The sequence below is a fragment of the Streptomyces sp. NBC_01549 genome (genome assembly GCF_026339955.1).
Taxonomy (GTDB): Bacteria; Actinomycetota; Actinomycetes; order Streptomycetales; family Streptomycetaceae; genus Streptomyces.
In genome coordinates this window covers 3836060-3862070 of record NZ_JAPEPW010000001.1, presented here as the reverse complement: position 1 = coordinate 3862070, position 26011 = coordinate 3836060, and the positions used below count along the sequence as shown (strand labels likewise).

General features: G+C 70.2%; 20 protein-coding genes. 8 read left to right on the top strand and 12 right to left on the bottom strand.

What is annotated here, in order from left to right; genetic code table 11:
• The first annotated feature begins 35 nt into the window (after positions 1-35).
• Together OG819_RS17295 and OG819_RS17290 are read left to right on the top strand one after the other, a co-directional pair.
• Positions 36-1715 carry a sodium:solute symporter family protein gene (locus tag OG819_RS17295; RefSeq protein WP_266650238.1) on the top strand — a complete coding sequence of 560 codons (1680 nt, stop codon included), beginning with the start codon at positions 36-38 and terminating at the stop codon, positions 1713-1715.
• Between the two features lie 20 nt (positions 1716-1735).
• Entirely contained in the window at positions 1736-2059 is a 324-nt protein-coding gene (locus OG819_RS17290) for a hypothetical protein (protein ID WP_266625289.1), read from the top strand.
• Between the two features lie 82 nt (positions 2060-2141).
• On the opposite strand, the gene OG819_RS17285 is transcribed toward OG819_RS17290, so the two are convergent.
• A complete protein-coding gene (locus tag OG819_RS17285) occupies positions 2142-3020 on the bottom strand; it encodes a hypothetical protein (RefSeq protein ID WP_266650236.1) in 879 nt (292 codons plus the stop codon).
• Between the two features lie 33 nt (positions 3021-3053).
• Positions 3054-3467 (bottom strand): ATP-binding protein, encoded by a 414-nt coding sequence (locus OG819_RS17280; RefSeq protein ID WP_266650234.1) that lies wholly within the window; start codon positions 3465-3467, stop codon positions 3054-3056.
• Positions 3468-3693: 226 nt separating this feature from the next.
• On the opposite strand from OG819_RS17280, the gene OG819_RS17275 reads away from it, so the two are divergent.
• The 3 genes from OG819_RS17275 (at position 3694) to OG819_RS17265 (ending at position 6119) form a co-directional block, all read left to right on the top strand.
• Positions 3694-4545: a helix-turn-helix transcriptional regulator gene (locus OG819_RS17275; protein ID WP_266625295.1), complete on the top strand. Its 852-nt coding sequence runs from the start codon at positions 3694-3696 to the stop codon at positions 4543-4545.
• A gap of 9 nt (positions 4546-4554) precedes the next feature.
• Positions 4555-4770 (top strand): DUF397 domain-containing protein, encoded by a 216-nt coding sequence (locus tag OG819_RS17270; RefSeq protein WP_266625297.1) that lies wholly within the window; start codon positions 4555-4557, stop codon positions 4768-4770.
• A gap of 68 nt (positions 4771-4838) precedes the next feature.
• Positions 4839-6119 (top strand): ATP-binding protein, encoded by a 1281-nt coding sequence (locus tag OG819_RS17265; RefSeq protein WP_266634395.1) that lies wholly within the window; start codon positions 4839-4841, stop codon positions 6117-6119.
• Between the two features lie 49 nt (positions 6120-6168).
• Here the strand turns inward: OG819_RS17265 and OG819_RS17260 are convergent, their stop codons facing one another.
• The 9 genes from OG819_RS17260 to rsmI form a co-directional block, all read right to left on the bottom strand.
• Positions 6169-6873 carry a response regulator transcription factor gene (locus tag OG819_RS17260; protein WP_266625299.1) on the bottom strand — a complete coding sequence of 235 codons (705 nt, stop codon included), beginning with the start codon at positions 6871-6873 and terminating at the stop codon, positions 6169-6171.
• Positions 6874-7248: 375 nt separating this feature from the next.
• Positions 7249-9057 (bottom strand): PQQ-binding-like beta-propeller repeat protein, encoded by a 1809-nt coding sequence (locus OG819_RS17255; protein WP_266650232.1) that lies wholly within the window; start codon positions 9055-9057, stop codon positions 7249-7251.
• Positions 9058-9295: 238 nt separating this feature from the next.
• Positions 9296-11104, bottom strand: a complete 1809-nt coding sequence (locus tag OG819_RS17250) for an ABC-F family ATP-binding cassette domain-containing protein (RefSeq protein WP_266625303.1) — start codon at positions 11102-11104, stop codon at positions 9296-9298.
• An 86-nt stretch (positions 11105-11190) separates the two neighbouring features.
• The gene (locus tag OG819_RS17245; RefSeq protein ID WP_266625305.1) at positions 11191-12135 is read right to left on the bottom strand and encodes a 4-(cytidine 5'-diphospho)-2-C-methyl-D-erythritol kinase; all 945 of its coding nucleotides are present in this window, start codon (positions 12133-12135) and stop codon (positions 11191-11193) included.
• Positions 12132-13028 (bottom strand): 16S rRNA (adenine(1518)-N(6)/adenine(1519)-N(6))-dimethyltransferase RsmA, encoded by an 897-nt coding sequence (gene rsmA / locus OG819_RS17240; RefSeq protein WP_266625307.1) that lies wholly within the window; start codon positions 13026-13028, stop codon positions 12132-12134. Before rsmA ends, OG819_RS17245 begins: the two co-directional genes overlap by 4 nt.
• Positions 13029-13144: 116 nt before the next feature.
• Positions 13145-14554 carry a ubiquitin-like domain-containing protein gene (locus OG819_RS17235; RefSeq protein ID WP_323139350.1) on the bottom strand — a complete coding sequence of 470 codons (1410 nt, stop codon included), beginning with the start codon at positions 14552-14554 and terminating at the stop codon, positions 13145-13147.
• Between the two features lie 139 nt (positions 14555-14693).
• The gene (locus tag OG819_RS17230; RefSeq protein ID WP_266650230.1) at positions 14694-15566 is read right to left on the bottom strand and encodes a TatD family hydrolase; all 873 of its coding nucleotides are present in this window, start codon (positions 15564-15566) and stop codon (positions 14694-14696) included.
• A gap of 96 nt (positions 15567-15662) precedes the next feature.
• Positions 15663-16097, bottom strand: a complete 435-nt coding sequence (locus OG819_RS17225) for a hypothetical protein (RefSeq protein ID WP_266433835.1) — start codon at positions 16095-16097, stop codon at positions 15663-15665.
• A gap of 200 nt (positions 16098-16297) precedes the next feature.
• Positions 16298-17155 carry a 16S rRNA (cytidine(1402)-2'-O)-methyltransferase gene (rsmI, locus tag OG819_RS17220; RefSeq protein WP_266625313.1) on the bottom strand — a complete coding sequence of 286 codons (858 nt, stop codon included), beginning with the start codon at positions 17153-17155 and terminating at the stop codon, positions 16298-16300.
• 94 nt (positions 17156-17249) lie between these two features.
• Here rsmI and OG819_RS17215 point away from each other — a divergent pair, with 94 nt between their 5' ends.
• Positions 17250-18989, top strand: a complete 1740-nt coding sequence (locus tag OG819_RS17215; protein WP_266625315.1) for a dolichyl-phosphate-mannose--protein mannosyltransferase — start codon at positions 17250-17252, stop codon at positions 18987-18989.
• An 87-nt stretch (positions 18990-19076) separates the two neighbouring features.
• On the opposite strand, the gene OG819_RS17210 is transcribed toward OG819_RS17215, so the two are convergent.
• Entirely contained in the window at positions 19077-21950 is a 2874-nt protein-coding gene (locus tag OG819_RS17210) for a PKD domain-containing protein (protein WP_266650227.1), read from the bottom strand.
• Between the two features lie 532 nt (positions 21951-22482).
• Here OG819_RS17210 and OG819_RS17205 point away from each other — a divergent pair.
• Entirely contained in the window at positions 22483-24117 is a 1635-nt protein-coding gene (locus OG819_RS17205) for a penicillin-binding transpeptidase domain-containing protein (protein ID WP_266650226.1), read from the top strand.
• A gap of 97 nt (positions 24118-24214) precedes the next feature.
• The gene (locus OG819_RS17200) at positions 24215-25885 is read left to right on the top strand and encodes a penicillin-binding transpeptidase domain-containing protein (RefSeq protein ID WP_266650225.1); all 1671 of its coding nucleotides are present in this window, start codon (positions 24215-24217) and stop codon (positions 25883-25885) included.
• Positions 25886-26011: the final 126 nt, after the last annotated feature.

Genomic DNA, 26011 nt, shown 5'->3' with positions numbered 1-26011 from the left:
CAGCGTCGTGGGACTCATGGGGCAGGGATACCGGCATGCATGCCCCCACATACCTCGCCGCAGGGCTCCGGCTCCCCACGAACGGGCTCGACTACACGATCCTCGGCATCTACTTCGTGGTCGTGCTCGGCATCGGCTTCGCCGCCAAGGCCTCGGTCAAGACCAGCCTCGACTTCTTCCTCTCCGGCCGCTCACTGCCCGCCTGGATCACCGGCCTCGCCTTCATCTCCGCCAACCTCGGCGCGACCGAGATCCTGGGGATGGCCGCGAACAGCGCGCAGTACGGCGTCTACACCGTGCACTGGTACTGGATCGGCGCCATCCCCGCCATGGTGTTCCTGGGCCTGGTGATGATGCCGTTCTACTACGGCTCGAAGGTCCGCTCGGTCCCGGAGTTCCTGCTCCTGCGCTTCGACAAGGCCGCACACCTGCTGAGTTCGATCCTGTTCGCCTTCGCCGCGATCCTGATCGCGGGCGTCAACCTGTACTCACTGGCGATCGTGGTCGAGGCGCTGCTCGGCTGGCCGCAGTGGGTGGCGATCGTGATCGCCGGGTTCTTCGTCCTGGCGTACATCACGCTCGGCGGTCTGTCCTCGGCGATCTACAACGAGGTGCTGCAGTTCTTCGTGATCCTCGCGGCCCTGATCCCGATCGCCGCGCTCGGCCTGAAGCGGGTCGGCGGCTGGGACGGTCTGACCCACTCGCTCGACAAGACGCACGGCAGCGACTTCACCACCGCCTGGGGCGGTACGGGCATCGGGCATGTGAACCCGCTGGGCGCGAACTGGCTGACCATCGTCCTCGGCCTCGGCTTCGTCCTCTCCTTCGGCTACTGGACGACGAACTTCGCGGAGGTGCAGCGCGCGCTCTCGGCGAAGAACCTGTCGGCGGCCCAGCGCACCCCGCTCATCGCGGCGTTCCCCAAGATCTTCATCGTCTTCCTGGTGATGATCCCGGGCCTGGTGGCGGCCGTCCTGGTGCCCAGGATCGGCACGGGCGGCTCGAACCTCCAGTACAACGACGCGGTCCCATACCTGATGCAGGAACTGCTGCCCAACGGCGTGCTGGGCATCGCGGTGACCGGGCTCCTGGCGGCCTTCATGGCGGGCATGGCGGCCAACGTCTCGTCGTTCAACACGGTGTTCACGTCGGACATCTGGCGGAGGTACGTCGTGACCGACCGGGAGGACTCCTACTACGTCCGCTTCGGCCGTCTGATCACGGTGATCGGCGTGCTGGCGTCGATCGGCACGGCGTTCCTGGCGTCGTCCTTCTCCAACATCATGGCCTACCTGCAGACCCTCTTCTCCTTCTTCAACGTGCCGATGTTCGTGGCCTTCATCGTCGGCATGTTCTGGAAGCGCGCGTCCGCGAAGTCGGGCTTCTGGGGCCTGCTGGCAGGCACGACGGCAGCGATGGTCAACTACTTCGTCATCTACAAGCAGGGGATCATCGCCATCCCCTCCGACCAGGGCGCCAACTTCGTCTCGGCGATCGCGGGCTTCGTGGCCGGCGCGGTGGTGATGGTCGCGGTCTCCCTCTTCACGGCCCCCAAACCGGCGGAGGACCTCCAAGGCCTGGTCTACGGCACCGTCTCCCCCGGCATGGCCGAGCCGCCAGCCGCCGGCGACGACGCGTGGTACCGCAGGCCGGCGCTGCTGGGCTGGGGCGCGCTGATCCTGGCGGCGGCCTGCTACATCCCGTTCTCGTTCTGACGAAGGAGGCCTGAGCAACCATGTCCGACCACGACTCCGACCACTACTCCGATCGCGACGTCCAACGCGAGGTCACGGAGCTGGAGCACCAGTCCGCGACCGCGACCCGCCTCTTCGACATCCGCACCATCATCGGCGGCCTGTTCGTCGTCTACGGCGTCATCGTCACCCTCGCGGGCCTGACCGTCTCCGACGCCGAACTCGCCAAGGCCCAAGGCGTCAACATCAACCTCTGGACCGGCCTGGGCATGCTGGCCCTGGGCATTTTCTTCTTGCTGTGGCTGTGGCTACGGCCGCTGGCTCCGCCGGTGCCACTGCCGGAGGAGAAGCCTCCGTCGGAGTAGCTGGTGTGGGGCGGGGCTGGAGTGCGCGGGGGCCTCCGGCCCCATGCGGCTACGCGGGCCCTTCGGGGATGAAGAGGTCTCCTCAGACCCCGTCGTCATCGAACAGTTCGGTAGCTTCGGTCACGTGGATGGCTCGTTCCGACCAGGCCTTGAGCTGGTCCAGGTCGGAGCACGCACGCACGCGAAGCCGGACGGAGTCGGGAACTTCGATGTCTCGCCACTTCAAGATGTTCAAGATCACCTCGCTCCAATCCTCGACGCGCGTCTCCTCCCTCACCTTCTGCGCGACCGGGTTCTTGAAGAAGTAGTTCACCGGCATCATCAGCTCCTTCCAGATCTTCTTCGCCTGTGCATCGACCAGGCCTGACTCGACAAGCTCCGCGAGCACCACCGCGCTGTCGGGATCCACCGTCTCCAGAACCGTCGCGAGTGGCCCCAGTATCGCAGCGGCATTCGCCCCCTTACCATGCGTAATCGCCGAAAACACCGCCAGGGTGACGTCCCGCGCCGCCTCCGTCTCGTCCGCGATCACCGGCACGTTGTCGGGCCCGAGGACCAGCGGCCGCACGACCAGCGAGGACCACCCCGGCAGACCGAACCGGATGGGCTGGGCTGCCCACCGGGCGGTGGACCGGCTTTGGGTCATGACGATCAGCACCGGCTCACAGCGGTACTTCTCGTAGAGGTACGAGAGGTAGTACGGCCAGCTCCCGCGCTTCCTCTCGTCCTTCTTGCCCTGCGACTCCAGCACGAGCAGAAAGTCACCCTCATCGGTGTCCATCCGGACCAGACTGTCCACGCGGCGCTCGACCGGCTCGATCTCGGTTAAGTCCGTGTTGACCACGGCGATTGCGCGCGGCTCCGGAAACGGCACGTGCAACAGCCGCCGGAAGCTTCGGATCATCCCCTCCGTGTCCTTCTGGCAGATCTGATGCAGCGCCTCATGCGACGAGCTGACCATCGGCCCTCCTTTCTGTACGACGTGATCAACGAGCTACGCCGCGGCCAGGTCACACCACACGTACTTGCCGCGCCGCCCGTTCCTGGTCAGCGGCTGCCACGACCACTCGTCGGCGCAGGCCCGGACCAGGGCGAGGCCGCGGCCCTCCTCGGCGTCGGTGAGCCGGTCCAATGGCAGGGACGGCTCGGGAGGCTGCGGGTCCGCGTCCCAGGCTCCGATGCGCAGGGTCCCGGCCCGCCACTGCACCCGTAGCGCCGCCTGTCCCTTCGTATGCCGTACGGCGTTGGAGACCAGCTCGGCCGCGATCAGCTCGGCGACGTCGGTGAGGCGGATCAGGCCGTGCAGGGTGAGGATCAGGCGGACGGTACGGCGACTGACGGTGACGGCGCGGAGGTCGTGGGGGATGTACATCATGTACTCCCAGGGTTCGGCGACGGTTTCGGGCATGGGTGAACTCCGTTCGTGGGGAGGGGAGTTGAGAATGCCGGGCGGTGGCATTGACGCAGCCGTCATGGCGTGACGGAGCGGTGCGCTTCCGGCGCCCCGGGGTTTCGCAGTGTGTGCGTCGCGTCACTGACGGTAGGTCCCTAAATTAGGACCCCGCAAGTCGTTGCCGTAATCTTCCCCCTGAACGAGTCACTGCTTCCGAGCAGTTGGGGGCGAGGAGGAAGCGATGCCACGCCGACGGCAGCCCACCGCACGCCAGGTACGTCTGGGATCTGAACTGCGCAAACTGCGTGAAGCCGCGGGCTTGAAGGCCCGCGAGGCCGCCGCACTGCTCGGGGCCGACTCCGTCCAGATGAGCCAGATCGAGTCCGCCATCGCGGGTGTGAGCGAGACCCGCGTCCGTCGCCTTGCCGCGCACTACGCCTGCACGGACGAGGAGTTGATCACGGCACTGGTCGCCATGGCCACCGACCGGACGAGCGGCTGGTGGGAGGAGTACCGGGGCGTGCTTCCTGCCTCCTACCTGGACCTGTCCGAGTTGGAGCACCACGCCACGTTCCGTCACGATGTGGCGGTCACCCATGTACCAGGGCTCTTCCAGACCGAGGCCTACGCACGCGCCCTCTTCTCCTACATGAACCCCCAGTTCCCCGAGGGCGAGTTGGAGCATCGGGTGAGCCACAGGATGAAGCGGAAGGTCATCATCGAGGGCCCCGGCCCCATTCCGTACGAGACCGTGATCCACGAAGCGGCACTCCGCATCCGCGTGGCCGGCCGAGCGGCTTCACGGGCTCAACTGGCCCGCATCCTGGAGCTGTCCGCAGCGGAACATGTGACCGTACGGGTGATCCCCTTCGACCTCGACGACTTCCCCGGAGCCGGAAGCGCGATGGTGCACCTGGGCGGAGCCGTGTCCTGCCTGGACACCGTGGTGCGCGACGCTCCGCACGGCACGGCCTTCATCGACTCACAAGCCCAACTGGACCACTTCCGAAAGCTTTTCCGTAGGGTGAAGGAAGCGTCGCTCACCCCCGAGCAGTCACGTGACCTCATCCACCAGTTGGCCAAGGAAGTGTGAGGAACAGCCATGACCATCCCCACTCACTGGCAGAAGTCGTCCTTCTCCGGCGGCGGTGAAGGCAACGACTGCCTCGAACTCGCCACCACCTCCACCTGCACCCCCACCACCATCCACCTCCGCGAAAGCGACACCCCCGCCACCCACCTCACCACCACCCCCACTCCCCTCTCCCACCTCCTCCACCACATAAAGACCGGCAGGCTCGGCACGCCCCTCGTCTGATCGTCGGGCCGTCCGGTCGCCCGGGTTTCGATCCGCGCGGAGAATGAGGAGTCGGCGAGGTGGCGATGATGCCGACGTGGCGACTGCGGGACTTCCGCGACGACGATCTCGACCGTGCCATCCAGATCTGGGACCAGGACCGGCAGACGGACGACTCCCCTCCGGTGTTCCCCGTCTCCGAGGTCATGGCCGTGGCCCGGGCCGGCGGCCCCGCGGTGGTCGCGGTGGTCGGCGACGACCTGGTGGGCATGGCGGTGGCACAGGTCCAGGGTGAACGGGCCTGGATCACGCTGGTGGCGCTCGCGGGGAACTGGCGCAGCCGGGGCATCGGCAGCGCCCTGATCGCCGAGCTGGAGCGGCGCCTGCGCACGCAGGGGATCCGTCGGATCGGTGCGCTGCTCGCCCCCGGGGCCACCGGAACCGCGGCGCTGGAGAACTCCGGCTACCGGACCCGGGCCGGTCTGGTCTTCTACGAGAAGGTCGAGCACCTCGGCGCGAGCGACGCGGGTCTGCTCGCGGAGCTGGGCGGGCGGGTGCAGCCGGGCGGGCTGTGGGCCGCCCTCGCGGGGATGGAGCGGGAGAAGGAGACCATCGAGCGGCGGATCGTGCTGCCGCTGGCCGAGCCCGCGCTGGCCGACCGGTACGGGGTGACGCCGCCGAAGGCGGTCATCCTCTTCGGGCCGCCGGGCACCGGCAAGACCAGCTTCGCGAGGGCCGTCGCCTCCCGGCTGGAGTGGCCGTTCGTGGAGCTCTTCCCGTCCCGGCTCGCGGCGGGCTCCGCCGGGGGCCTGGCCGCCTCGCTCCGGGACACGTTCCACGAGCTGGCCGGGCTGGAGACGGTGCTCCTGTTCATCGACGAGGTCGAGGAGATCGCCGGCGTACGGTCCGGTGTGGCCGTCGACCCCGGCCACGGGGTCACCAACGAGCTGCTCAAGCTGATCCCCGGCTTCCGCGACCACGACGACCGTCTGCTGATCTGCGCCACCAACTCCGTCCGCTCCCTGGATCCGGCGTTCCTGCGCCCCGGCCGGTTCGACTACGTCATCCCGGTCGGCCCCCCCGACGAAGCCGCCCGGGAGGCGATCTGGCGGCGCTACCTGGGCCGCGCCGCCGACGGGGTCCGGCTGCACCGGCTGGTGGAGGCCAGCGAGATGTTCACCCCCGCGGACATCGAGTTCGCCGCCCGCAAGGGCGCCCAGGCCGCCTTCGAACGGGAGGTCACCGACCGCCGGGGCACCCCGGCCGACACCGAGGACTACCTCGCCGCCATCGCCGACACCCGTCCCTCACTCACCGAACAGGCGCTCACCGAGTTCAGGGAGGACATCGAGCGTCACGTGCGCATGTGATGCCGGGTACTCCCGAGCCCGGTCGGCGCCCGTGACGTCGCCGTCCGCCTCAGCCGGCGTCCTCCACGGCGCCCCCGTGAGGCGTCGGCACCGGCCCCGCCCGGTCCAGCAGCCCCGTACGCGCGGCCAGGGCGGCAGCCTCCAGCCGCGACCCCACCCCCAGCTTCATCAGCACCCGCTGGACATGGGTCCGGGCGGTCGACGGGGCTATCCCCATACCGGCCGCGATGAGCCTCGTGTCCTCCCCGTCGGCGACCCTCACCAGGACCTCCACCTCGCGCGGAGTGAGCATCTGCAGAAGCCGCTGGCCCTCGTCGTCCGGTTGGGCGGCGGGGTTCAACAACTCGCTGAAGGCCCCCTGGAGCAGGGCGGGGGCCACCGCGGCCTCGCCCGCCCTCGCCTTCATGATGGCGCGCTCGACTCCCTCTATGCGCTCGTCATGACGTACGTAGCCGGACGCGCCCGCGGCGAACGCGGCGGCGATGCCGCGCGGGTTCGGGACCGGGCCCAGAACCAGGACCGCCACCTGCGGACGCTCCCGTTTGATCCTTGTCACCGGGTCGAAGATTCCCGGCTCGGCGGGTGTCGCCGTGCCTATCAGGCACACCTCCGGTGCCCTGGTGATCACCAGCTCCGCCGCTCCCGCGGCGGGCGCCGCCGCGGCGAGCACCCGGTGCCCCCGCAGTTTCAACGCCGAGGCCAACGCCTCGGCGAGCAGTCGGTGGTCGTCGACCACCATGAGCCGCACTCCCATCGAGCAACCCCCCAGTCCCCCCAAGCATCCCCACTGGTTCCCCGTGGATTAGGAGCCCCCCGGCTCTCCATCCCCCGGAAGCTACACGCTTGTTCGACGTTGCGCTCCCCCTACAGGTGAGAAGTGCCCCGGAATATCGAAATTCCTCGCATTCGGGAGTGATGAGGGGTAAACGAACGGCCCCGTCCCTGAGCTGGGACAGGCCCATGGTCAACAGAAGTTGACCTACTGCGTGCCGAACCGACCTACTTCGGCGGTGGTGGGGGCGGCGGCTGGCTCATGGCGTGTCTACCTCGGATGCGGATGCGGATGCGTTAGGGACGGAGATGCGGGAGAAGGAGATGGCGAACGGGGCGAAGGTGGCGTGAGCGCGCGTCACTTGCCGTAGGCCAGCATCAACTTCTCCTTCGACTGGTCGTTGCCCGTCAGCCGGGTGGTGGAGAGGTAGAAGCGCCCGTCCACATAGTCGACCGCCTTCGAGAAGAAGCCGTTCTCGACCGACGCCGTGCCCTGTGGGTTCTGCAGCAGCTTGGTGGGCTTGTGGTCGCTTCCGGTGGTGGGGATCGACACGATCTGCCCACCGGCGTCATACGACGGCTCGACGTACGCGATCAGCCGCGTGCCGTCCATCTTCAGCGGCAGCATCGACTCGGCGGCCGGGGACTTGACGCGCCACTTCTCCTTGCCGGTCGACAGGTCGAAGGCGACGATCTCGTTGGCGCCGGTCTTCGCGTCGGTCGGCAGATACAGCGTGCTCGCGTCGGCGGCGGTGCCGAAACAGCCCGTCAGATCGCGGTCGAGGATGGCGAAACCGCACTCGGGACTGAAGGTGTCACTGCTCTTGAGCTGCGAGCGGACGGCACCGTTGTCCTTGAACGTGGTGACGTTGACCTTCTTCTCGTCCCTGTTGGTCATGTAGATGATGACGGGGTCGACGGAGTACGTGCGTTCGACCGTCCAGCCCTTGGGGATCTTCGTGGTCCACTTGGCCTTGCCGGTGGCCGGGTCCAGCTCCTGCACCTCGTCGTGCTCGGTGGTGGTCGCGGCACCGCAGGAGGCGACGGTCAGCAGCTTGGCGCCGCCCGCGAACGCGGTCGGGTAGCAGGCCTGGCCGTAGTTCTCCTTGTCCCAGAGCTTCTTGCCGCTGGTGATGTCGTACGCCGTGCCGGACTGCGAGCGGCCGACCATCAGCGTCTTGCCGGTGACCGACAGTTCGATGGTGAGCGTGCTGTCGAAGAGCGCGCCGTCGGCGACCTTGCCGCTCCAGCCCCTGGTACCGGCGTCGAGGTCTATCTGCTGGAGCTGGTTGCACTTGGCGTTGTCGCCTGCGCCGCTCTTGTACGCGACGACGACCTTGTCGTCGGACGTCTTCTGCGGGGTGACCGCACAGATCGGCTGCGGGAACGTGATCGGGGCCCAGGCGGGCTTGCCGTCTTTGACGTCGTACGCGAACACCTGCTTGTACGCGGCCTTCACCGCCGCCTTGTCGGTGATCCACAGGCCGGGGGCGTCGGCGCCGGAACCGGGCGCGTCGGGCGCCTGCTTGTACCAGAGCACCTTCGCCTCACCGGCCTGACGGCCCGCGTTGAGGTTCTCGGGGTCCCCGCCGCCGTTGCCGCTGCCGTCACCGGGGTTGACCGGGTCGGCGGAGGCCTTCCCGCCCTTGCTGTCCTGGGCGACCGGCTTCTTGCCGTCGCCGCCCTCGCCGCTGACGGCCCAGACGGCGGCGCCGACGACGAGCAGCGCGGCCACGGCGGCGCCGATGACCACGGCCGGGCGGCCCTTGAAGGGGTTCCTGGAACCGCCGGGAGGCGGTGGAGGGGTCCCCGGGCCGCCGGGGCCGCCCGGGTACTGCGCCTGGCCCGGATGGCCGTACCCGGAGCCGTATCCAGGCTGCTGACCGTACGGACCGGGCTGGGCATACGGACCGGGCTGCTGACCGTACGCAGGTTGCTGACCGTACGGACCGGGCTGGGCGTACGGACCGGGCTGCTGCGGATATCCGTAGCCGGGCGCCGGCGGACCCGCGGGCGGAGGGGGCGTGCCCTGAGACGTGTCGGGGGGTGCGCCGAACCCGCCCTGCGCCGGTGGCGCCGGTGGAACCGGTGGCGTCGACGGCGTCGGTGGCTGGTCCTGCGGCGCTCCGAAGCCGTCCTGCGGCGGCTCACTCGGCGGCTGACTCATCAGCGCGTTCCCCCTCGTTCACTGATGTGGCGCGCCACCGGCGGCGCGGTCGGCGGCGCCGATTTCGCGCCACACCGGTGGTTCTCAGACTGTTCTCAGACGGACCTTTCTATCACTCAGGAGACCTCGCACAAGGGGCCGGTTCTCCCCCTGTTCCCAAGGGAGGACCGGCCCGTGATGCCCTCGTTACGCGCCTTCCCGCCCCCTTCACGGGACGCGCGCGCCGCCCGCCGGAGGCTTACGCGTCTTCCGCGAGCTCCAGCCAGCGCAGCTCCAGTTCCTCGCGCTCACCGATCAACTGACGCAGTTCGGCGTCGAGTTTGGCGACCTTCTCGAAGTCCGTCGCGTTGTCGGCGATTTGGGCGTGGAGCTTGCTCTCCTTCTCGGAGACCTTGTCGAGCTGACGCTCGATCTTCTGCAGCTCCTTCTTCGCGGCGCGGGCGTCGGCGGCGGAGGCGGTCTTGGCGGACGGCGCGGGCGCGGCGGCGAGTACGGCGGCCGCGGCGACCTCCTCCATGCGCTTGCGCCGCTCCAGGTACTCGTCGATCCCGCGCGGCAGCATCCGCAGGGTGCGGTCGCCGAGAAGCGCGAACACGTTGTCCGTGGTGCGCTCGATGAAGAACCGGTCGTGGGAGATCACGACCATCGAGCCGGGCCAGCCGTCGAGCAGGTCCTCCAGCTGGGTCAGCGTCTCGATGTCGAGGTCGTTGGTGGGCTCGTCGAGGAAGAGGACGTTGGGCTCGTCCATGAGCAGCCGCAGCAACTGCAGCCGTCGCCGCTCACCACCGCTGAGGTCCCCGACGGGCGTCCACTGCTTCTCCTTGTTGAAGCCGAACGTCTCGCAGAGCTGCCCCGCGGTCAGCTCGCGCCCCGTGCCGAGGTCGACCCGGTCGCGGACGGCCTGCACGGCCTGCAGCACCCGCCAGGTCGGGTCGAGTTCGGCGACCTCCTGCGACAGATAGGCGAGCTTGACGGTCTTGCCGGTGCTGATCCGCCCGGCGACGGGCTGCGTCTCCCCCTCGCTGCGGGCGGCCTCGGCCATGGCCCGCAGAAGAGACGTCTTGCCGGCTCCGTTCACACCCACGAGCCCGACCCGGTCACCCGGCCCGAGCTGCCAGGTCAGGTGCTTGAGCAGGACCTTCGGGCCCGCCTGCACCGTCACGTCCTCGAGGTCGAAGACCGTCTTGCCGAGCCGCGAGCTGGCGAACTTCATCAGCTCGCTCTTGTCGCGGGGCGGCGGCACGTCCGCGATCAGTTCGTTGGCGGCCTCGACGCGGAAGCGCGGCTTGGAGGTGCGGGCGGGGGCGCCGCGCCGCAGCCAGGCCAGCTCCTTGCGCACGAGGTTCTGCCGCTTGACCTCTTCAGTGGCCGCGATGCGCTCACGCTCCGCGCGCGCGAAGACGTAGTCGGAGTACCCGCCCTCGTACTCGTACACCGAGCCCTTCTGCACGTCCCACATGCGGGTGCAGACCTGGTCGAGGAACCACCGGTCGTGGGTCACGCACACCAGCGCCGACCGTCGCTCCCGCAGGTGCTGGGCGAGCCAGGCGATGCCCTCCACGTCCAGATGGTTGGTGGGCTCGTCGAGGATGATCAGGTCCTGCTCCTCGATGAGCAGCTTGGCGAGCGCGATACGGCGGCGCTCACCGCCGGAGAGCGGCGCGATGACCGTGTCGAGCCCCTGCGGGAACCCCGGCAGGTCCAGCCCGCCGAACAGTCCCGTCAGTACGTCCCTGATCTTGGCGTTGCCCGCCCACTCGTGGTCGGCGAGGTCCCGGATGACCTCGTGCCGGACGGTGGCGGTCGGGTCGAGGGAGTCGTGCTGCGTCAGCACCCCCAGATGCAGGCCGCCGGAGTGCGTGACGCGGCCGGTGTCGGCCTCCTCCAGCTTGGCGAGCATGCGGATGAGGGTGGTCTTGCCGTCGCCGTTCCGCCCGACCACACCGATCCGGTCGCCCTCGCTGACGCCGAGGGAGACTCCGTCGAGCAGGGCACGGGTGCCGTACACCTTGCTGACGGACTCGACATTGACCAGGTTGACGGCCATTTCTCTCCTGAACAAGGGGGACGATCGACCCTCAAGGGTAGTCCGGCTCCATCACCCCCCGAGCCACACCTCCCGCCCCACCGGCTTCAGGCGTTCGTATGAGCTTCAGCTACTGGCACGACCGTCGCGCCGGGGGCGGGGCCGTCGGTGATCCGTACCGTGCGGCAGGTGCCGGAGGCGCGCAGCGCGTCGGCGACCGACCGCGCGGACTCGGCGTCCGCCGCGAGGAACGCCGTGGTCGGACCGGATCCGGAGACCAGGGCCGCGAGCGCACCGGCGTCCCGCCCCGCGGCGAGCGTGTCGGCGAGGGCCGGGAAGAGGGAGAGGGCGGCGGGCTGGAGGTCGTTGGAGACGGCGCGGGCGAGGGCTCCGGCGTCTCCCTTCGCCAGCGCGTCGAACAGTTCCTGCGAGGCGACCGGCTCCGGGATCCGTACGCCCTCGTTCATCCGGTCGAACTCCCGGAAGACCGCCGGGGTCGACAGCCCGCGCTCGGCGATCGCGAAGACCCAGTGGAAGGTCCCGCCGACCTCGAGCGTCCGCAACTGCTCGCCCCGTCCGACGCCCAGCGCCGCCCCGCCCACCAGGCTGAACGGCACGTCGCTGCCCAACTCGGCGCAGATGTCGAGGAGTTCCTCGCGGGAGGCGTTCGTCCCCCACAGGGCGTCGCAGGCGAGCAGCGCGCCGGCGCCGTCGGCGCTGCCGCCCGCCATGCCGCCCGCGACGGGGATGTCCTTGGCGATGTGGAGGTGGACCCTCGGTTCGATGCCGTGGCGGCGGGCGAGTTCGAGGGCCGCGCGGGCCGCCAGGTTCGTGGTGTCGAGGGGGACCTGGTCGGCGTCCGGGCCCTCGCAGGTGATGCGCAGCTCGTCCGCGGGCGTCACGGTGACCTCGTCGTACAGCCCTACTGCGAGGAAGACGTTGGCCAGGTCGTGGAAGCCGTCGGGGCGGGCGGCGCCGACGGCGAGCTGGACGTTGACCTTGGCGGGGACGCGAACGGTGACGGTGTCCTTCTTCGTCTTCGGCTCCGTCACGGCTGAGCGCTCTCCTTGTTCTCGGCCTTGTTCTCGGCCTTGTTCTCGGCGATTCGGGCGAACTCCTCCACCGTCAGCGACTCCCCGCGGGCCTGCGGCGAGACCCCGGCGGCGACGAGCGCCACCTCGGCGGCGGCCGCGGAACCGGCCCACCCGGCGAGGGCGGCGCGCAGCGTCTTGCGCCGCTGGGCGAAGGCGGCGTCGACGACCGCGAAGACCTCGCGCTTGGAGGCCGTGGTCTTGATGGGCTCCGCGCGCCTGACCAGCGACACGAGGCCACTGTCGACGTTCGGCGCGGGCCAGAAGACGTTCCGCCCGATGGAGCCGGCCCGCTTCACGTCGGCGTACCAGTTGGCCTTGACGCTCGGCACGCCGTACACCTTCGAGCCGGGGTCCGCGGCGAGCCGGTCGGCGACCTCGGCCTGCACCATCACCAGCGTGCGCTCGATGGTCGGGAAGGTGTCGAGCATGTGCAGCAGCACGGGTACGGCGACGTTGTACGGAAGGTTCGCGACGAGAGCGGTGGGGGCGGGGCCCGGAAGCTCGTCCACGTGCATGGCGTCGGAGTGCACGAGTGCGAAGCGGTCGGCGCGGGTCGGCATACGGGCGGCGATGGTCGCGGGGAGCGCCCCCGCGAGCACGTCGTCGATCTCCACCGCGACGACCCGGTCGGCCGCCTCCAGCAGCGCGAGGGTGAGCGAACCGAGGCCGGGGCCGACCTCGACAACCACGTCGTCGTCCCGTACGCCGGCGGTGCGCACGATGCGGCGCACGGTGTTGGCGTCGATCACAAAGTTCTGGCCGCGCTGCTTGGTGGGCCGCACACCGAGGGCACCCGCGAGCTCGCGGACGTCGGCGGGGCCCAGGAGGGCGTCGGGGGTGGGGCTGTTCACGCACCAAGACTACGGGGGTGCGGGCCGCGCCCCGCAGGGGCGCGGGGCGTTGCTGAATATGCGGCTTCGCCGCGTGGGCGCGAGCAACCCCCGCCGGCCCGCGGCCGACGTGCCCGTCAGTCGTGGAGGTGGGCTCCGCAGTGCGGCCAGGGGCTCGCGCCCCGTCGCATGTACAGCTTCTTCGCCCGGCGGGTCTGCTCCGCGGCCGACGCGTCCTGAGGCCGCCCGGTACCGCCGAGTGCGTGCCAGGTGTGCTTGTCGAACTGGTACAGGCCGCCATAGGTACCGGAGGGATCCACGGCATCGGCCCGACCGCCGGACTCACACGTCGCGAGCCCGGCCCAGTTCAGACGGTCCGCGCCCTGCGCGGAATCGGGCCGCGGCATCGTACCGACCCGCACCACCTGCTCCCGGGGCTCCCGCACCACCTCGTCCCCGAGCATCCGCGGCTTCTGCCCGACCCCGTTGACGGTCCGCAGCAGGTAGGTGACCCGCCGGGCCCCGGGCTCCCCGGCCCGGTCGACGACCTCGCTGCCACGGAACAGCAAGGGGTCGGTCACCCGTGTCGTCGGGAAGGGGATCAGCTCCTCGCGGACCTCCCTGGTACCGGTGATCCGCATGACGCTGACCGTCTGTCCGTCCCGGGGGAAGCTCTCGGGCGGGACGGACGTCGTGTCCTGGCCGTGGAGGGTGATCCCGGCCTCCTCGACGGCCTCGCCCACGGTCGCCGCGTTCGTCCGGATCGTCCGCGCCCGCCCGTCCACCATGATCGTCACCGTCCGCTCGGTGCGGACGTCGAGGGCGAGACCCTCCCGGCCGATGCGCCGGGAGCGTGAGGTCGACAGATACGCCCCCTCGGCGCGCACCCCGAGCTGCTGGAGTGCCCCGTCCACCGTGTGCGCCGTCGTCCACACCTCGTGCGGCTGTCCGTCGAGGGTGAGCCGCACGGGCCGCCCGTGGTGGACCGCGATCTCGTCGCCGCTGCTCAGCGCGGTGCCGGGGGCGGGCGCGACGACGTCGTGCTCGCCGACCCGTACGCCCTCCTCGGCGAGCAGTTCGGTCACGTCGTCGGCGAAGGTGTGCAGCGTGCGCGTCTTCCCGTCGACGCTGAGCTCGATGGCTTTGTCGCTGGCGACGAAGGCGGAGGCGCCACCGGCGAGGAAGGCGACGACCAGCGCCTGGGGCAGCAGCCGACGCAGCGGGTCGGGACGCTCGGCGGCGCGCCGACGCCGGGCGGCGCGCCGGGCAGCGGCCCGCCCGCCGGGCCGGGGCTCCCCCGCCGGATCCCCGAACACCCGCGTCTGCATCTGCGTCTGCACCAACGTCGGCGTCTGCCGGGGCAGTATCGGCTCGGTCGGCGCCTGGGATGCCGCCAGTGCCTCGTACGCAGGCCGGTAGGTGTCCATGTAGCCGCCGCGGTCCGGGCTTGGGGCACCGTACGGCGGCTGCTCGTGGCCCTCGAACGACGTTCCAGTCAGGCCATACATCTCGTACTGCGACTTGGGCGACTTGGGCGAGTTGCTCACGACGACATGCTCCTGGGGATCCAGATCGGGCGACCAGAACCTAGCGGAGCGGTCGTCACTCTCCCAAGCAACGCGGCTACGCTGTGTCGCGACACTGCCCTGAGGTGGGACCTCGGGAAATGGCCGGAAGCGTTATCCCTCAGTAACCGAAGGCGCGCGCCGTGTTCGCCGCGAGCGCCGTTGCCAGCGCGTCCTCGTCGATGCCCCGCACGGCCGCCATGGCGCGAACCGTGACCGGAATGAGATACGGCGCGTTAGGCCGTCCGCGGTACGGGGCGGGGGTCAGGAAGGGGGCGTCGGTCTCGACGAGGACGAGCTCCAGGGGGGCCACGGCCAGCGCGTCGCGCAGTGGCTGGGCGTTCTTGAAGGTCATGTTTCCGGCGAAGGACATGTAGTACCCGGCGTGGGCGCAGATTTCGGCCATCGCCGCGTCGCCGGAGTAGCAGTGGAAGACGGTCCGCTCGGGCGCGCCCTCCTCCTTCAGGACGCGCAGCACGTCGGCGTGGGCGTCGCGGTCGTGGATGACCAGGGCTTTTCCGTGCCGCTTGGCGATCTCTATGTGGGCGCGGAAGGAGCGCTCCTGGGCGGCCTTGCCTTCGGGGCCCGTACGGAAGTAGTCGAGCCCGGTCTCGCCGACGCCCTTGACCTGGGGAAGGGCGGCGAGGCGGTCGATCTCGGCCAGGGCCTCGTCCAGGGCGCCGTCGCCGCCGGGCTTCCGTGCGCCCTGGCGGGACCAGCCGTCGGGGTCGCCGTGCACGATACGGGGTGCCTCGTTGGGGTGCAGGGCGACGGTGGCGTGGACGGCCTCGTGCGCGGCGGCGGTCTCGGCCGCCCAGCGGGAGCCCTTCAGGTCGCAGCCGACCTGCACGACCGTGGTCACGCCGACCGAGGCGGCCTTGGCGAGGCCTTCGTCGACAGTGCCGGACTGCATGTCGAGGTGGGTGTGCGAGTCGGCGACGGGGACGCGCAGTGGATCGGGGAGCGGTGGCGCTTCGGTCTTGTCGGAGGGCATGCCCCGATCCTACGAAAGGAGGGCATGCCCCCGATCCCGCGAAGGGTGCGGGCCGGACCTCACCCGAGCGAGGTCACCGCGCTCCCGCTCCCGCGATCAGCCCGCCTTGCGGTGGTGGAAGGGGTGCAGCAGGTCCGAGAGGTGCCAGTGGTGGGGCTCCCCGGGCACGGCCGGCTGGCCGACGGCCTCGTCGTGGACCTGTTCGTCGCGGGCCTGCTCGGGGTGGGCGGCCACCGGGCGGTGCGCATGCTGGTGCATGGAGTTCTGCACGGAGGACACCTGTCCGGCACGCATGATGCGCACCACGTGTCCGTCGCAGTTCTGGCAGGAGGGCCGGCTCAGCGGCGACGGCACGACATGGCCGTCCGCCACGTACGTCACGAACTCGCCGCCCTCGGCGTCGCGGTGGTGCTCTATCTCGAACGACTGCTCCCAGCCGTGCCCGCAGCGCATGCAAGCGAAGGAATACGACTCGTTGACGACGGCGGTCGCCGCGCTGCGGTTGCCGGTCTGCCCTGCGATCTCACTCATGCCAGCTCCTGCTGTTCCGCTGGACAAGCGCCCCCGGTCGGCGGGGGCGAGGGACGGGTACGTCCCTTCAACCAGTGGACGCTTCTCCGCGCGGGAACGCATCAGGCCTGTCGACTATTGGAGTCGTTTTGGCCTTTCCTTGTCGGAATGCCTCAAAGACACGGCCTGAGCTTTGCTTTCCGTGCCGGCCCTTTGCTCTTCTATGGGGCGCTGTGCGCCGCGTTCTTTGCCGCGACCACCGCATCGAAGACATCGCGCTTGGGAATCCCCGCCTCGGCCGCGACCGCCGCGATAGCCTCCTTGCGGCGCTCTCCCGCCTCTTCGCGCACCCGCACCCTGCGCACCAGTTCGGCCGCGTCCAGTTCCTCGGCACCCTTGTCCGGCGCGCCCTCGACCACCACCGTGATCTCCCCGCGTACGCCCTCGGCGGCCCAGGCCGCCAGCTCGCCCAGCGGGCCGCGCTTGATCTCCTCGTACGTCTTGGTCAGCTCGCGGCAGACGGCGGCCCGCCGCCCGTCGCCGAAGACCTCGGCCATCGCGGCGAGGGTGTCGTCGAGGCGGTGGGGGGCCTCGAAGTAGACCATCGTGCGGCGCTCGCCCTCGACCTCCCGCAGCCGGGACAACCGCTCGCCCGCCTTCCTCGGCAGGAACCCCTCGAAGCAGAAGCGGTCGACGGGCAGCCCGGACAGCGCGAGCGCGGTGAGCACGGCGGACGGGCCGGGTACGGCGGTGACCTTGATGTCCTTCTCGACGGCCGCGGCGACCAGCCGGTACCCGGGGTCGGAGACGGACGGCATCCCGGCGTCGGTCACCAGCAGCACGCGCGCCCCGCCGGCCAGCGCCTCGACGAGTTCGGGCGTGCGGGCGGCCTCGTTCCCCTCGAAGTACGACACCACGCGCCCGGTGGGCTGAACGCCCAGCGCCTGGGTGAGCCGGCGCAGCCTGCGGGTGTCCTCGGCTGCGACGACGTCCGCGCCCGCCAGCTCCTGGGCGAGCCGGGGCGGGGCGTCGGCCACGTCGCCGATGGGGGTGCCGGCCAAAACAAGGGTTCCTGTCACACTTCCATCCTCGCAGGGGCATTCGGCGGCAGCCGCATCCACCCATTAGGCCCGTGCACGGGACTCCCACAGACCTGTTCCCTACGATGGCGCGGTGACCAGTACCGCGTCCTCCACGGACACCCGGCAGGGCCAGGCAGCCGAAGAACGGCGGCCGTCGTGGCAGCAGCGGCTGCGCCGCTTCGGATATACCGCGCCGCCCAGAAGCGATGTGCGTGATCGGCTCGTGCCGCCGTACGCCGAGCCCAGTCCCAGGATCTGGGCGGCGTTCGGGATGCGTCAGGAGGTCGCTGAGCGCATCACGCGCTGGTCGGGCTGGGGCGGCCCGCTGCTCGTGACCCTGATGGCGGGGCTGATGCGGTTCTGGAACCTGGGCAGCCCGAAGGCGGTGATATTCGACGAGACCTACTACGCCAAGGACGCCTGGGCGCTGATCCACCGCGGGTACGAGGTCAACTGGGACAAGAACGCCAACGACCTGATCCTGCAGAACAACGGGCACGTCGGCATCCCCTCCGACGCCGCCTACGTGGTGCATCCCCCGGTCGGCAAGTACGTCATCGGGCTCGGCGAATGGATGTTCGGCTTCAATCCGTTCGGCTGGCGTTTCATGACGGCGCTGCTCGGCACCCTGTCGGTGCTGCTGCTGTGCCGGATCGGGCGCCGGATGTTCCGCTCGACGTTCCTGGGCTGTCTGGCCGGCGCGCTGATGGCGGTGGACGGGCTGCACTTCGTGATGAGCCGCACCTCGCTGCTCGACGGTGTGCTGATGTTCTTCGTGCTGGCGGCCTTCGGCTGTCTGATCGTGGACCGCGACCGCGCGCGTGCCCGACTGGCGGCCGCCCTGCCCCCGGACGCGGACGGCGTCGTACGCCCCGACGCGCACGTCGCCGAGACCACCCGGCTCGGCTGGCGCCCCTGGCGCTGGACGGCCGGTCTGATGCTGGGCCTGGCCCTCGGCACCAAGTGGAGCGGCCTGTACATCCTCTTCGCGTTCTGTCTGATGGCGGTCCTGTGGGACGTCGGCGCGCGCCGGGTCGCGGGCGCCCGTCACCCGTATCTGGCGGCCCTCAAGCACGACACCGGCATCACGTTCCTCGCGACGGTCCCGGTGGCGATCGCCACGTACTTCATCTCCTGGACCGGCTGGATCCTCTCCCCCGCCAACGGCAAGGGCGGCTACTTCCGCAACTGGGCGGCGACCGACGGCAAGGGCGGCAGCTGGACCTTCCTGCCCGACTGGCTGCGCAGCCTGTGGCACTACGAGCACGAGGTGTACGAGTTCCACGTCGGCCTCTCGTCCCCGCACACCTACCAGTCGAACCCGTGGAGCTGGCTCGTCCTGGGCCGCCCGGTCTCGTACTTCTACGAGTCCCCGCTGCCCGGCAAGGACGGCTGCCCGGTCGACGCGGGCGGCAAGTGCGCCCGCGAGGTCCTGGCCCTGGGCACGCCCCTCCTCTGGTGGGCCGCCTGCTTCGCGATCGTCTACGTCCTGTGGCGCTGGGCGTTCCGCCGTGACTGGCGGGCGGGCGCGATCACCTGCGGCATCGCGGCCGGCTACCTGCCCTGGTTCATGTACCAGGAGCGGACGATCTTCTTCTTCTACGCGATCATCTTCGTCCCGTTCCTGTGCCTGGCGGTCGCCATGATGATCGGCGCGATCCTCGGCCCACCCGGCTCCACGGAACGCCGCCGCGTCATCGGCGCCGCGAGCGCGGGCGTCCTGGTCCTCCTGATCGCCTGGAACTTCATCTACTTCTGGCCCCTGTACACGGGCACGTCGATCCCGATAGAGCAATGGCGCTCCCGGATGTGGCTGGACACCTGGGTCTAGCGCGGCGGACGGACAACGACGGCGACGTCGGCGCGGCGGAAAGCCGCGCCGACGTCGCCGTCGCCGTTGTCGGTGGTCGTCGGGCGGTCAGCCCACCGGGTGGACGCCGTAGTCGCCGAGGAGGTCGGCGTAGACGTCGACAGAGGTGGAGCCCGCGTTGTACAGGTCGATCTCGCCGTCGGCGCCCACCTTGACCAGCGCGCGGTTGGCCACGGTGTGTCCGCTCGTGAAGTCGAGGGAGTGCACGCCGGGGCGGGAGGTGCCGTCGGCGTAGGCGACGAGGTAGCCGGTGCCGGACGGCGAGGGCACCGTGAGATTGAGATCGACGGCGCTCACCCCGCTCGCAGGGACCCCGTGCGCACCGGTGACCTTGAGCTTCAGCGTGGCGTGGGCACCGAGCTTGGCGATCTTTCCGCTTCCGGCGCCAGTGTGGGTGTTGAGGATCCGCACCGGGCTGACCGGCTGGAACTGCGAACCGCTCGCGGTGGGGCCGTACCAGCCGACGAGGTCCGCGACCAGGTTCGCCGACGACCTGCTGGTGTTGCGCAGGACGACCTTGCCGTCCATCAGCGGGAGCACGATCTGGGCGGAGGCGGTCTGCCCGGTGGTCCAGTACGGGCCCGTCACGCTGGAGCCGGAGTCGCCGTGGGTGGAGACGGTGAGGCTGCCGGACGCCTTGGTGGTGGTCGCCGCGACGTTGAGCACCACGGCGCTCACCCCGGCCGGGACGCCGTGGGTGCCGGCGGCCGTCAGCGTGACCGAGTGGCCACCGGCGACCGGGCCGGTGACGCCGCCGGTGCCGCCCCGTGTGTCAAGCAGCCGGACCGGCGTGGCCGGGTGGTAGGTGTCGGCGAACTGGGCGTGCGATTGAAGGCCGACGGTGGCTACGTTGACGGTCACCGCGCCGGAGCTGCCGTTGTAGATGTCGACCGAACGGGTCGGGGTGACCTTGACGGTCGCCTCATTGGTGGCCGGCCGGCCGGGCTCGAAGTTGATGCTGGAGGTGCCCGGGCGGGTGGTTCCGTCGGTGTAGAGGGTCAGGGAGCCGCTCGCCTTGGCCTCGCTGGTGACGATCTGCAGCTGAGCCGCGTCCACGCCGTCGGAGTCGGCCCGCACGGTGGCCGCCGAGAGCTTCAGGACGCCGTGCGCGGCGATCGTCTTCTCGGTGTCGAACTGCGGGGTCATGGCCACGAAGGCGTCCGCGGCGTGGAAGGTCGCCTTGGCGGTGGTGGTCCGGCCGAGCTGGTCCGTCTGCGTCAGCGTGGCGGTGTACGTGCCGGGTGCGGGGTACTGGTGCGGCACCTCCTGCGCCCCGTTGGCCAGGTTCTGCTCGCCGCCGTCGCCGAACGTCAGGGACCGGTACGCGACCTCCCACACGTCCGCCGGTTCCGGAACGGTGAACCGCGCGTACCCCGCGTTGACCTCCCCGTCGCTCGTGGTCTCCGCAACGCCGGACAGCGACGCGGCGGGCGGTGTGGCCGTAGCCGCTACGACCGGGACGAACTGCCCTGTCCGGCTCGACCCGTCGGTATCGGTCACCGTGATGCTCGGGGTGTACCTGCCCGGCGTGGTGTAGGTGTGGGTGACCGGGGCGCCCGCGGCGCCGGTGACCGGGGCGCCGCCGTCGCCGAAGTCGACCGAGTACGTGAATGCCTCGCCCCACGAACTGGTGGCGCCATCCGTCCTCAGCGAGGTGACGAACGGTGCGAGCCCGCTCGTCGGCGACGGCGTGTCGCCGACCCGGAGGTAGATGGTGTCCTGCCGCTCGATGGCGCCCCGGTCGGGGCGGGTGCTCGCGCTGATGCCGGTGTCGGTGACGAGCGGGTCGTCGACGCGCGAGGCGCCGTTGATGTCGGTGGTGAGCTCGCCGGGTGCGTCGGCGTCGGCCGAGTCGATGAGAACGGAGTGTTCGTACGGTGCCGTCAGGGACGGCGCGTTGAGCCCGTCGATGTCGTGGGCCCCCTGCCCGGTCGCGTCCCGCAGCGCCGCTGTGGTGGCGTAGGAAGCGCCCGCCCAGGAGTACTCGGGGCGCGGCCGGGTGGCACCGGGCGCACCGTTCGCCGCCACGTTGTAGTCACCGGTGACCTGGGCCGCCGAGTCGGCCGACACCGTGTAGAGCGGAGCGGTGGGTGCCGGGCACATGGCGCTCTGCTGCGCCGGCGTGGAGGCGACCACGTTGTTCTCCACCGTCCCGGAGCTCCCGCCGTCCAGCGAGATTCCGGGGGCGCAGGGCGCGATGACCGTATTGCTCGTCACGTTCGCGCCGGACGTCCCCGTCACCGCGATCCCGCCCAGCCGCGGGGTGGTCACCACGTTGGTCGTCGCGGTGACCCGCGCCGCTCCTGGCTCCACCCGTACGCCGTAGGCGTATCCGTCGCCGATCCAGTTCCGCGACACGGTCACGTCCGAGGACGCGCCGTCCACGGTCACCGCGGTCCCTGCGCCGAGAGCCCGCACCGCGGGGCGGGGGAACGACAGCCGGTCGAGGTCGACGCCTTCGGAGCCCGTCACCGCCACCCCGTCTCCGCCTCGATACCAGACCCCCAGGTATTCGACCCGTACGTCGTGCACCGCCTTGAGCGTCAGCGCCGGCGCGGAGCCGGTGGACGAGAGCTCCGCCCACGAGCCGCCCGCTCTGATGGGCGCCCCGGTGAACGTGATCGGGGCGTCCTTGGTGCCCGACCTGGTCAAGGTCACCGACTCCGAGTACGTCTGATCGTCCACCGACTCGATCCGGACCGTCTGCCCCGGTTCCACCACGTCCGCCGCCGCCTGCACGGTGCAGAAAGGCGCGCTCTGTGTGCCCGCGCCCGTGTCGCTGCACGCCACGTCGTGGTTCACGTACAACGTCCCGGCCGAACCCGGATCCGCCGACGCCCTGCCGGTACCCCCGCCGCTCATCACCCCCGCCACGATGAGCACGGCCACGGACACCCCGACAGCGGGGCGAGGTCTATGCATGAGGTCTCCACGAAGCGTTCGCGGTGAGGGCGGTGAGCCCCTGGGCGGCGAGCTGGGGGTGCAGTGCTGAGGTGCAGTGCTGAGTCGTCGACCGACGTCGACCGGCCGAGCGCGCGACGAGAATGTCGGTTGAGGGCGAACGGTCCCTGGAGGTCCACCAGTTGGCCGTCGCAGGTCGTTCACTACAGCGCTGACACGCAGCCGTCATCGTGTCAGCCCCACTCTCAAGAAACGGCCATGATCCACTCTTGCCTTGCCCAAGGACCGTCTGTCCAGGGCGCGTTGGGGCGGACCCGTTCATCCCGGTCACAGCGGGTCGGTCCCCGTGGCCCACCTCTCCGGCCACGAGCAGATCGCACCAGTCCGTCCTGGTCATTGACCGGCGTTCACGGATGCGACCGGGTATCCGGTCTAACGATTCGGAGAATCTCCGCCCCATGTGTCACTCCTCCCGCATACAGTGCCCTGCAGACCGGCTTTTCTGAACGCGTTCAGAAGTTCGGGGAGGGGTCCACGGGGAGGGTTTCGCGCGATGCGCAAGGGGGCAAAGGTCGCCGTCATCGGCAGTGTGTTCGCCGTGATGGTGGGGGGTGCCGGATACGGCGCTTTCAATGTGATGTCGGCGCTCGACGGGAGCGGCGGCTCGGGGACCGGCGGGCCCGCGGCCGTGAAGACCGGGCCGCCGAGCAGCGCGGAGGTCAAGGAGGCCTCGTCGAAGTTCTTCGCGGCCTGGGAGCAGGGAGATACCACCAAGGCCGCCGCGTACACCAACTTCGCCCAGAAGGCGCGGGAGTTGCTGGCCGGCTACCGCGACGACGCGCACGTCACCGGCGTGAAGATCACGCCGGGGACCGCGACGGGGGCCACCGTGCCGTTCTCCGTCAAGGCGACGGTGTCGTTCGAGGGGAAGTCCAAGCCCTTCGCGTACGACTCCCGGCTGACCGTCGTACGCGGGGAGACCACCGGAAAGGCGCTGGTCGACTGGAAGCCGTCCGTCGTGCATCCCGAGCTGCAGGACGGCGACACCCTGGTGACGGGCGCGTCGGCGAACCCGCCCATCGAGGCCGTGGACCGGAACAACGTTGTCCTGACGAAGGAGAAGTACCCCTCGCTGGGTCCGATCCTGGACGCGCTGCGGGAGAAGTACGGCGACACGGCGGGCGGTACGGCCGGGGTCGAGCTGGCGATCCACCACGCGGCCGAGGGCGCGGGGGACACCGCCCTGGTGACCCTCACCAAGGGCAAGGCCGGCAAGCTGCACACCACCCTCAGCGCGAGCGTGCAGGCGGCGGCGGAGAAGGCGGTCGCCCGGTACGCCGAGTCGTCCGTGGTGGCGGTGCAGCCGAGCAGCGGTGAGGTGCTGGCGGTCGCCAACCACCGTGTGGACGGATTCAACGCGGCCTTCCAGGGCACCCTGGCCCCCGGCTCCACCATGAAGATCATCACCTCGGCGATGCTCATCGACAACGGTGTGACCACCATGAACGGCTCGGCACCCTGCCCGCAGACCGCGACCTGGCAGAGCGAGACCTTCCACAACCTCACCGGCCTCGCGCCGAACGAGAAGGCGAGCCTCGCCAACAGCTTCATGCGGTCCTGCAACACGGCCTTCGTGAAACTGATCGACGAGAAGCCGCTCACGGACGAGTCCCTCACCACCGAGGCACAGACGCGGTTCGGCCTCGGCCAGAACAACTGGAAGACCGGCATCCCCTCCTTTGACGGCAGGGTCCCCGCCTCCGGCGGCCCGAACCGCGCGGCGAACGCGATCGGCCAGGGCCAGGTCCAGATGAGCCCGCTGAACATGGCGTCGGTCACGGCGACGGCGATGACGGGTACCTTCCGGCAGCCGGTCATCGTCTCACCCAAGCTCGACGACCGGGAGCTGGCGACGGCGAAGGGCCTGCCCAGCGGTACGTCCGCGCAGCTGCGCGCGATGATGAATCTCACCGCGACCAGCGGCACCGCCGCCCAGGTGATGGCGGGGCTCAGGGGCGACATCGGCGCCAAGACCGGCTCCGCCGAGGTCGACGCCCAGTCCAAGTCGAACAGCTGGTTCACCGGTTATCGGAACAACATCGCGGCCGCCGCGATGACCCAGCAAGGCGGTCACGGCGTGGACGCGGCCGGTCCGATCGTCGCAGCTGTGCTACGAACGGGCGGCTGAAGTCACCCTTGTCGGAGCGGGACCCTAGGGTGGGGGCTCTCGTTGAGGAGCATGAGGGTACCGGGGGACTTGGGGAACAGGCGGAGGATCAAGAGCTGTGGGGAACAGAAGGCGCGTCGCCGAGCGACGAAAGACGAAGCCCGCCGTGGTCGGCGGCCTGATCGCGGTGGTCGTGGGCGGCGGGGCGTTCGGCGCCTACAGCCTGTTCGGCGGCGGTGCGTCGGCCGAGGACCGGACGTCGGACACCGCCGCCCACAAGTCCGTGAAGACCGGTCCGCCGTCGGCCGCCGAGGTCACGGCGCTGTCCACCCGGTTCCTGACCGCCTGGCAGAGCGGTGACGTCACGAAGGCGGCCGCCGCCACCGACGACTCGGCGGCCGCGAAGACCTTGCTGACCGGCTACGGCAAGGACGCCCACATCACCGGCGTCAAGCTCACGCCGGGCACGGCGTCCGGAGCCTCCGTCCCGTTCTCCGTCAAGGCCACCGTCACCTACAAGGGCAAGAGCAAGCCCCTCGCCTACGCGTCGAAGCTGACCGTCGTGCGCCGCGCCAAGGACGGTGCGGCGCTGGTCGGCTGGAAGGCGTCGGTCGTACACCCCGACCTCCAGGACGGCGACCGGCTGCTCACCGGTCCGGCGGGCACACCCCCCATCACCGCCCTCGACCGCGACGGCGGCGAGATCACCACGGCCAAGTACCCGTCGCTGGGCACGGTGCTGGACGGGCTGCGCGAGAAGTACGGCAAGACCGCCGGCGGCAAGGCGGGCATCGAACTGCGGGTGGTCCGCAAGGCCGCCACCAAGGGCACCCAGAAGACCCCCGACAAGACGCTGGTGACCCTCAGCGAGGGCACCCCGGGGACCGTGAAGACCACGCTCAGCCCCACCCTCCAGGCGGACGCCGAGCAGCAGGTCGCCAAGAAGGACAAGGCGTCGGTGGTCCTGATGCGCCCCTCGACGGGTGAGATCCTCGCGGTCGCCAACACGAGCCACGGCTTCAACACGGCCTTCCAGGGTTCCCTGGCCCCCGGCTCCACCATGAAGATCATCACGTCGTCGCTGCTCATCGACAAGGGGCTCGCCTCGGCCGACAAGCAGCACCCCTGCCCCAAGACGGTGACGTACGGCGGCTGGAAGTTCCACAACGACGACGACTTCGAGATCAAGGGCGGCACGTTCAAGGCGAGCTTCGCGCGCTCCTGCAACACCGCCTTCATCAGCCAGGCCAAGAAGCTGTCGAACTCCGACCTGACGAACCAGGCCCAGCAGTACTTCGGCCTGTCCATGAACAACTGGGCCATCGGCGTCCCGACCTTCGACGGCTCGGTCCCGGTCCAGTCGGCGGCCCAGATGGCGGCCTCGCTGATCGGCCAGGGCGGGGTCCGCATGAACCCGCTGAACATGGCCTCGGTCGCCTCCACGGTCAAGTCGGGCGTCTTCCACCAGCCGTACCTGGTGTCTCCGACGGTCGACCACCGCAAGCTGGCGACGGCCTCCCACACCCTCCCCGCCGCCACCCTCTCCCAGCTCCGCGAACTCATGCGGTACACGGCGGCGTACGGCACCGCCGCCGAGGCGATGTCCGGCCTCGGCGGCGACTACGGCGCGAAGACCGGCTCCGCGGAGGTCGACGGCCAGAAGAAGCCCAACGGCTGGTTCACCGCGTGGAAGGGCGACCTGGCCGCGGCGGGCGTCGTCCAGCAGGGCGGCCACGGCGGCGACACGGCGGGCCCGATCGTGGCGGCACTGCTGAAGGCGGGAAGCTAGGGCCTGTCCGGGCCAGGAGCCAGAGCCTGTCCGGGCGGGGACCGGGCGGCCTCGCGTCCTCGGGCGTCGGCCCCTACGAGACCCCGCACCCGGCGCACCGCAACTCGCTCGCATGCCTTCTACACC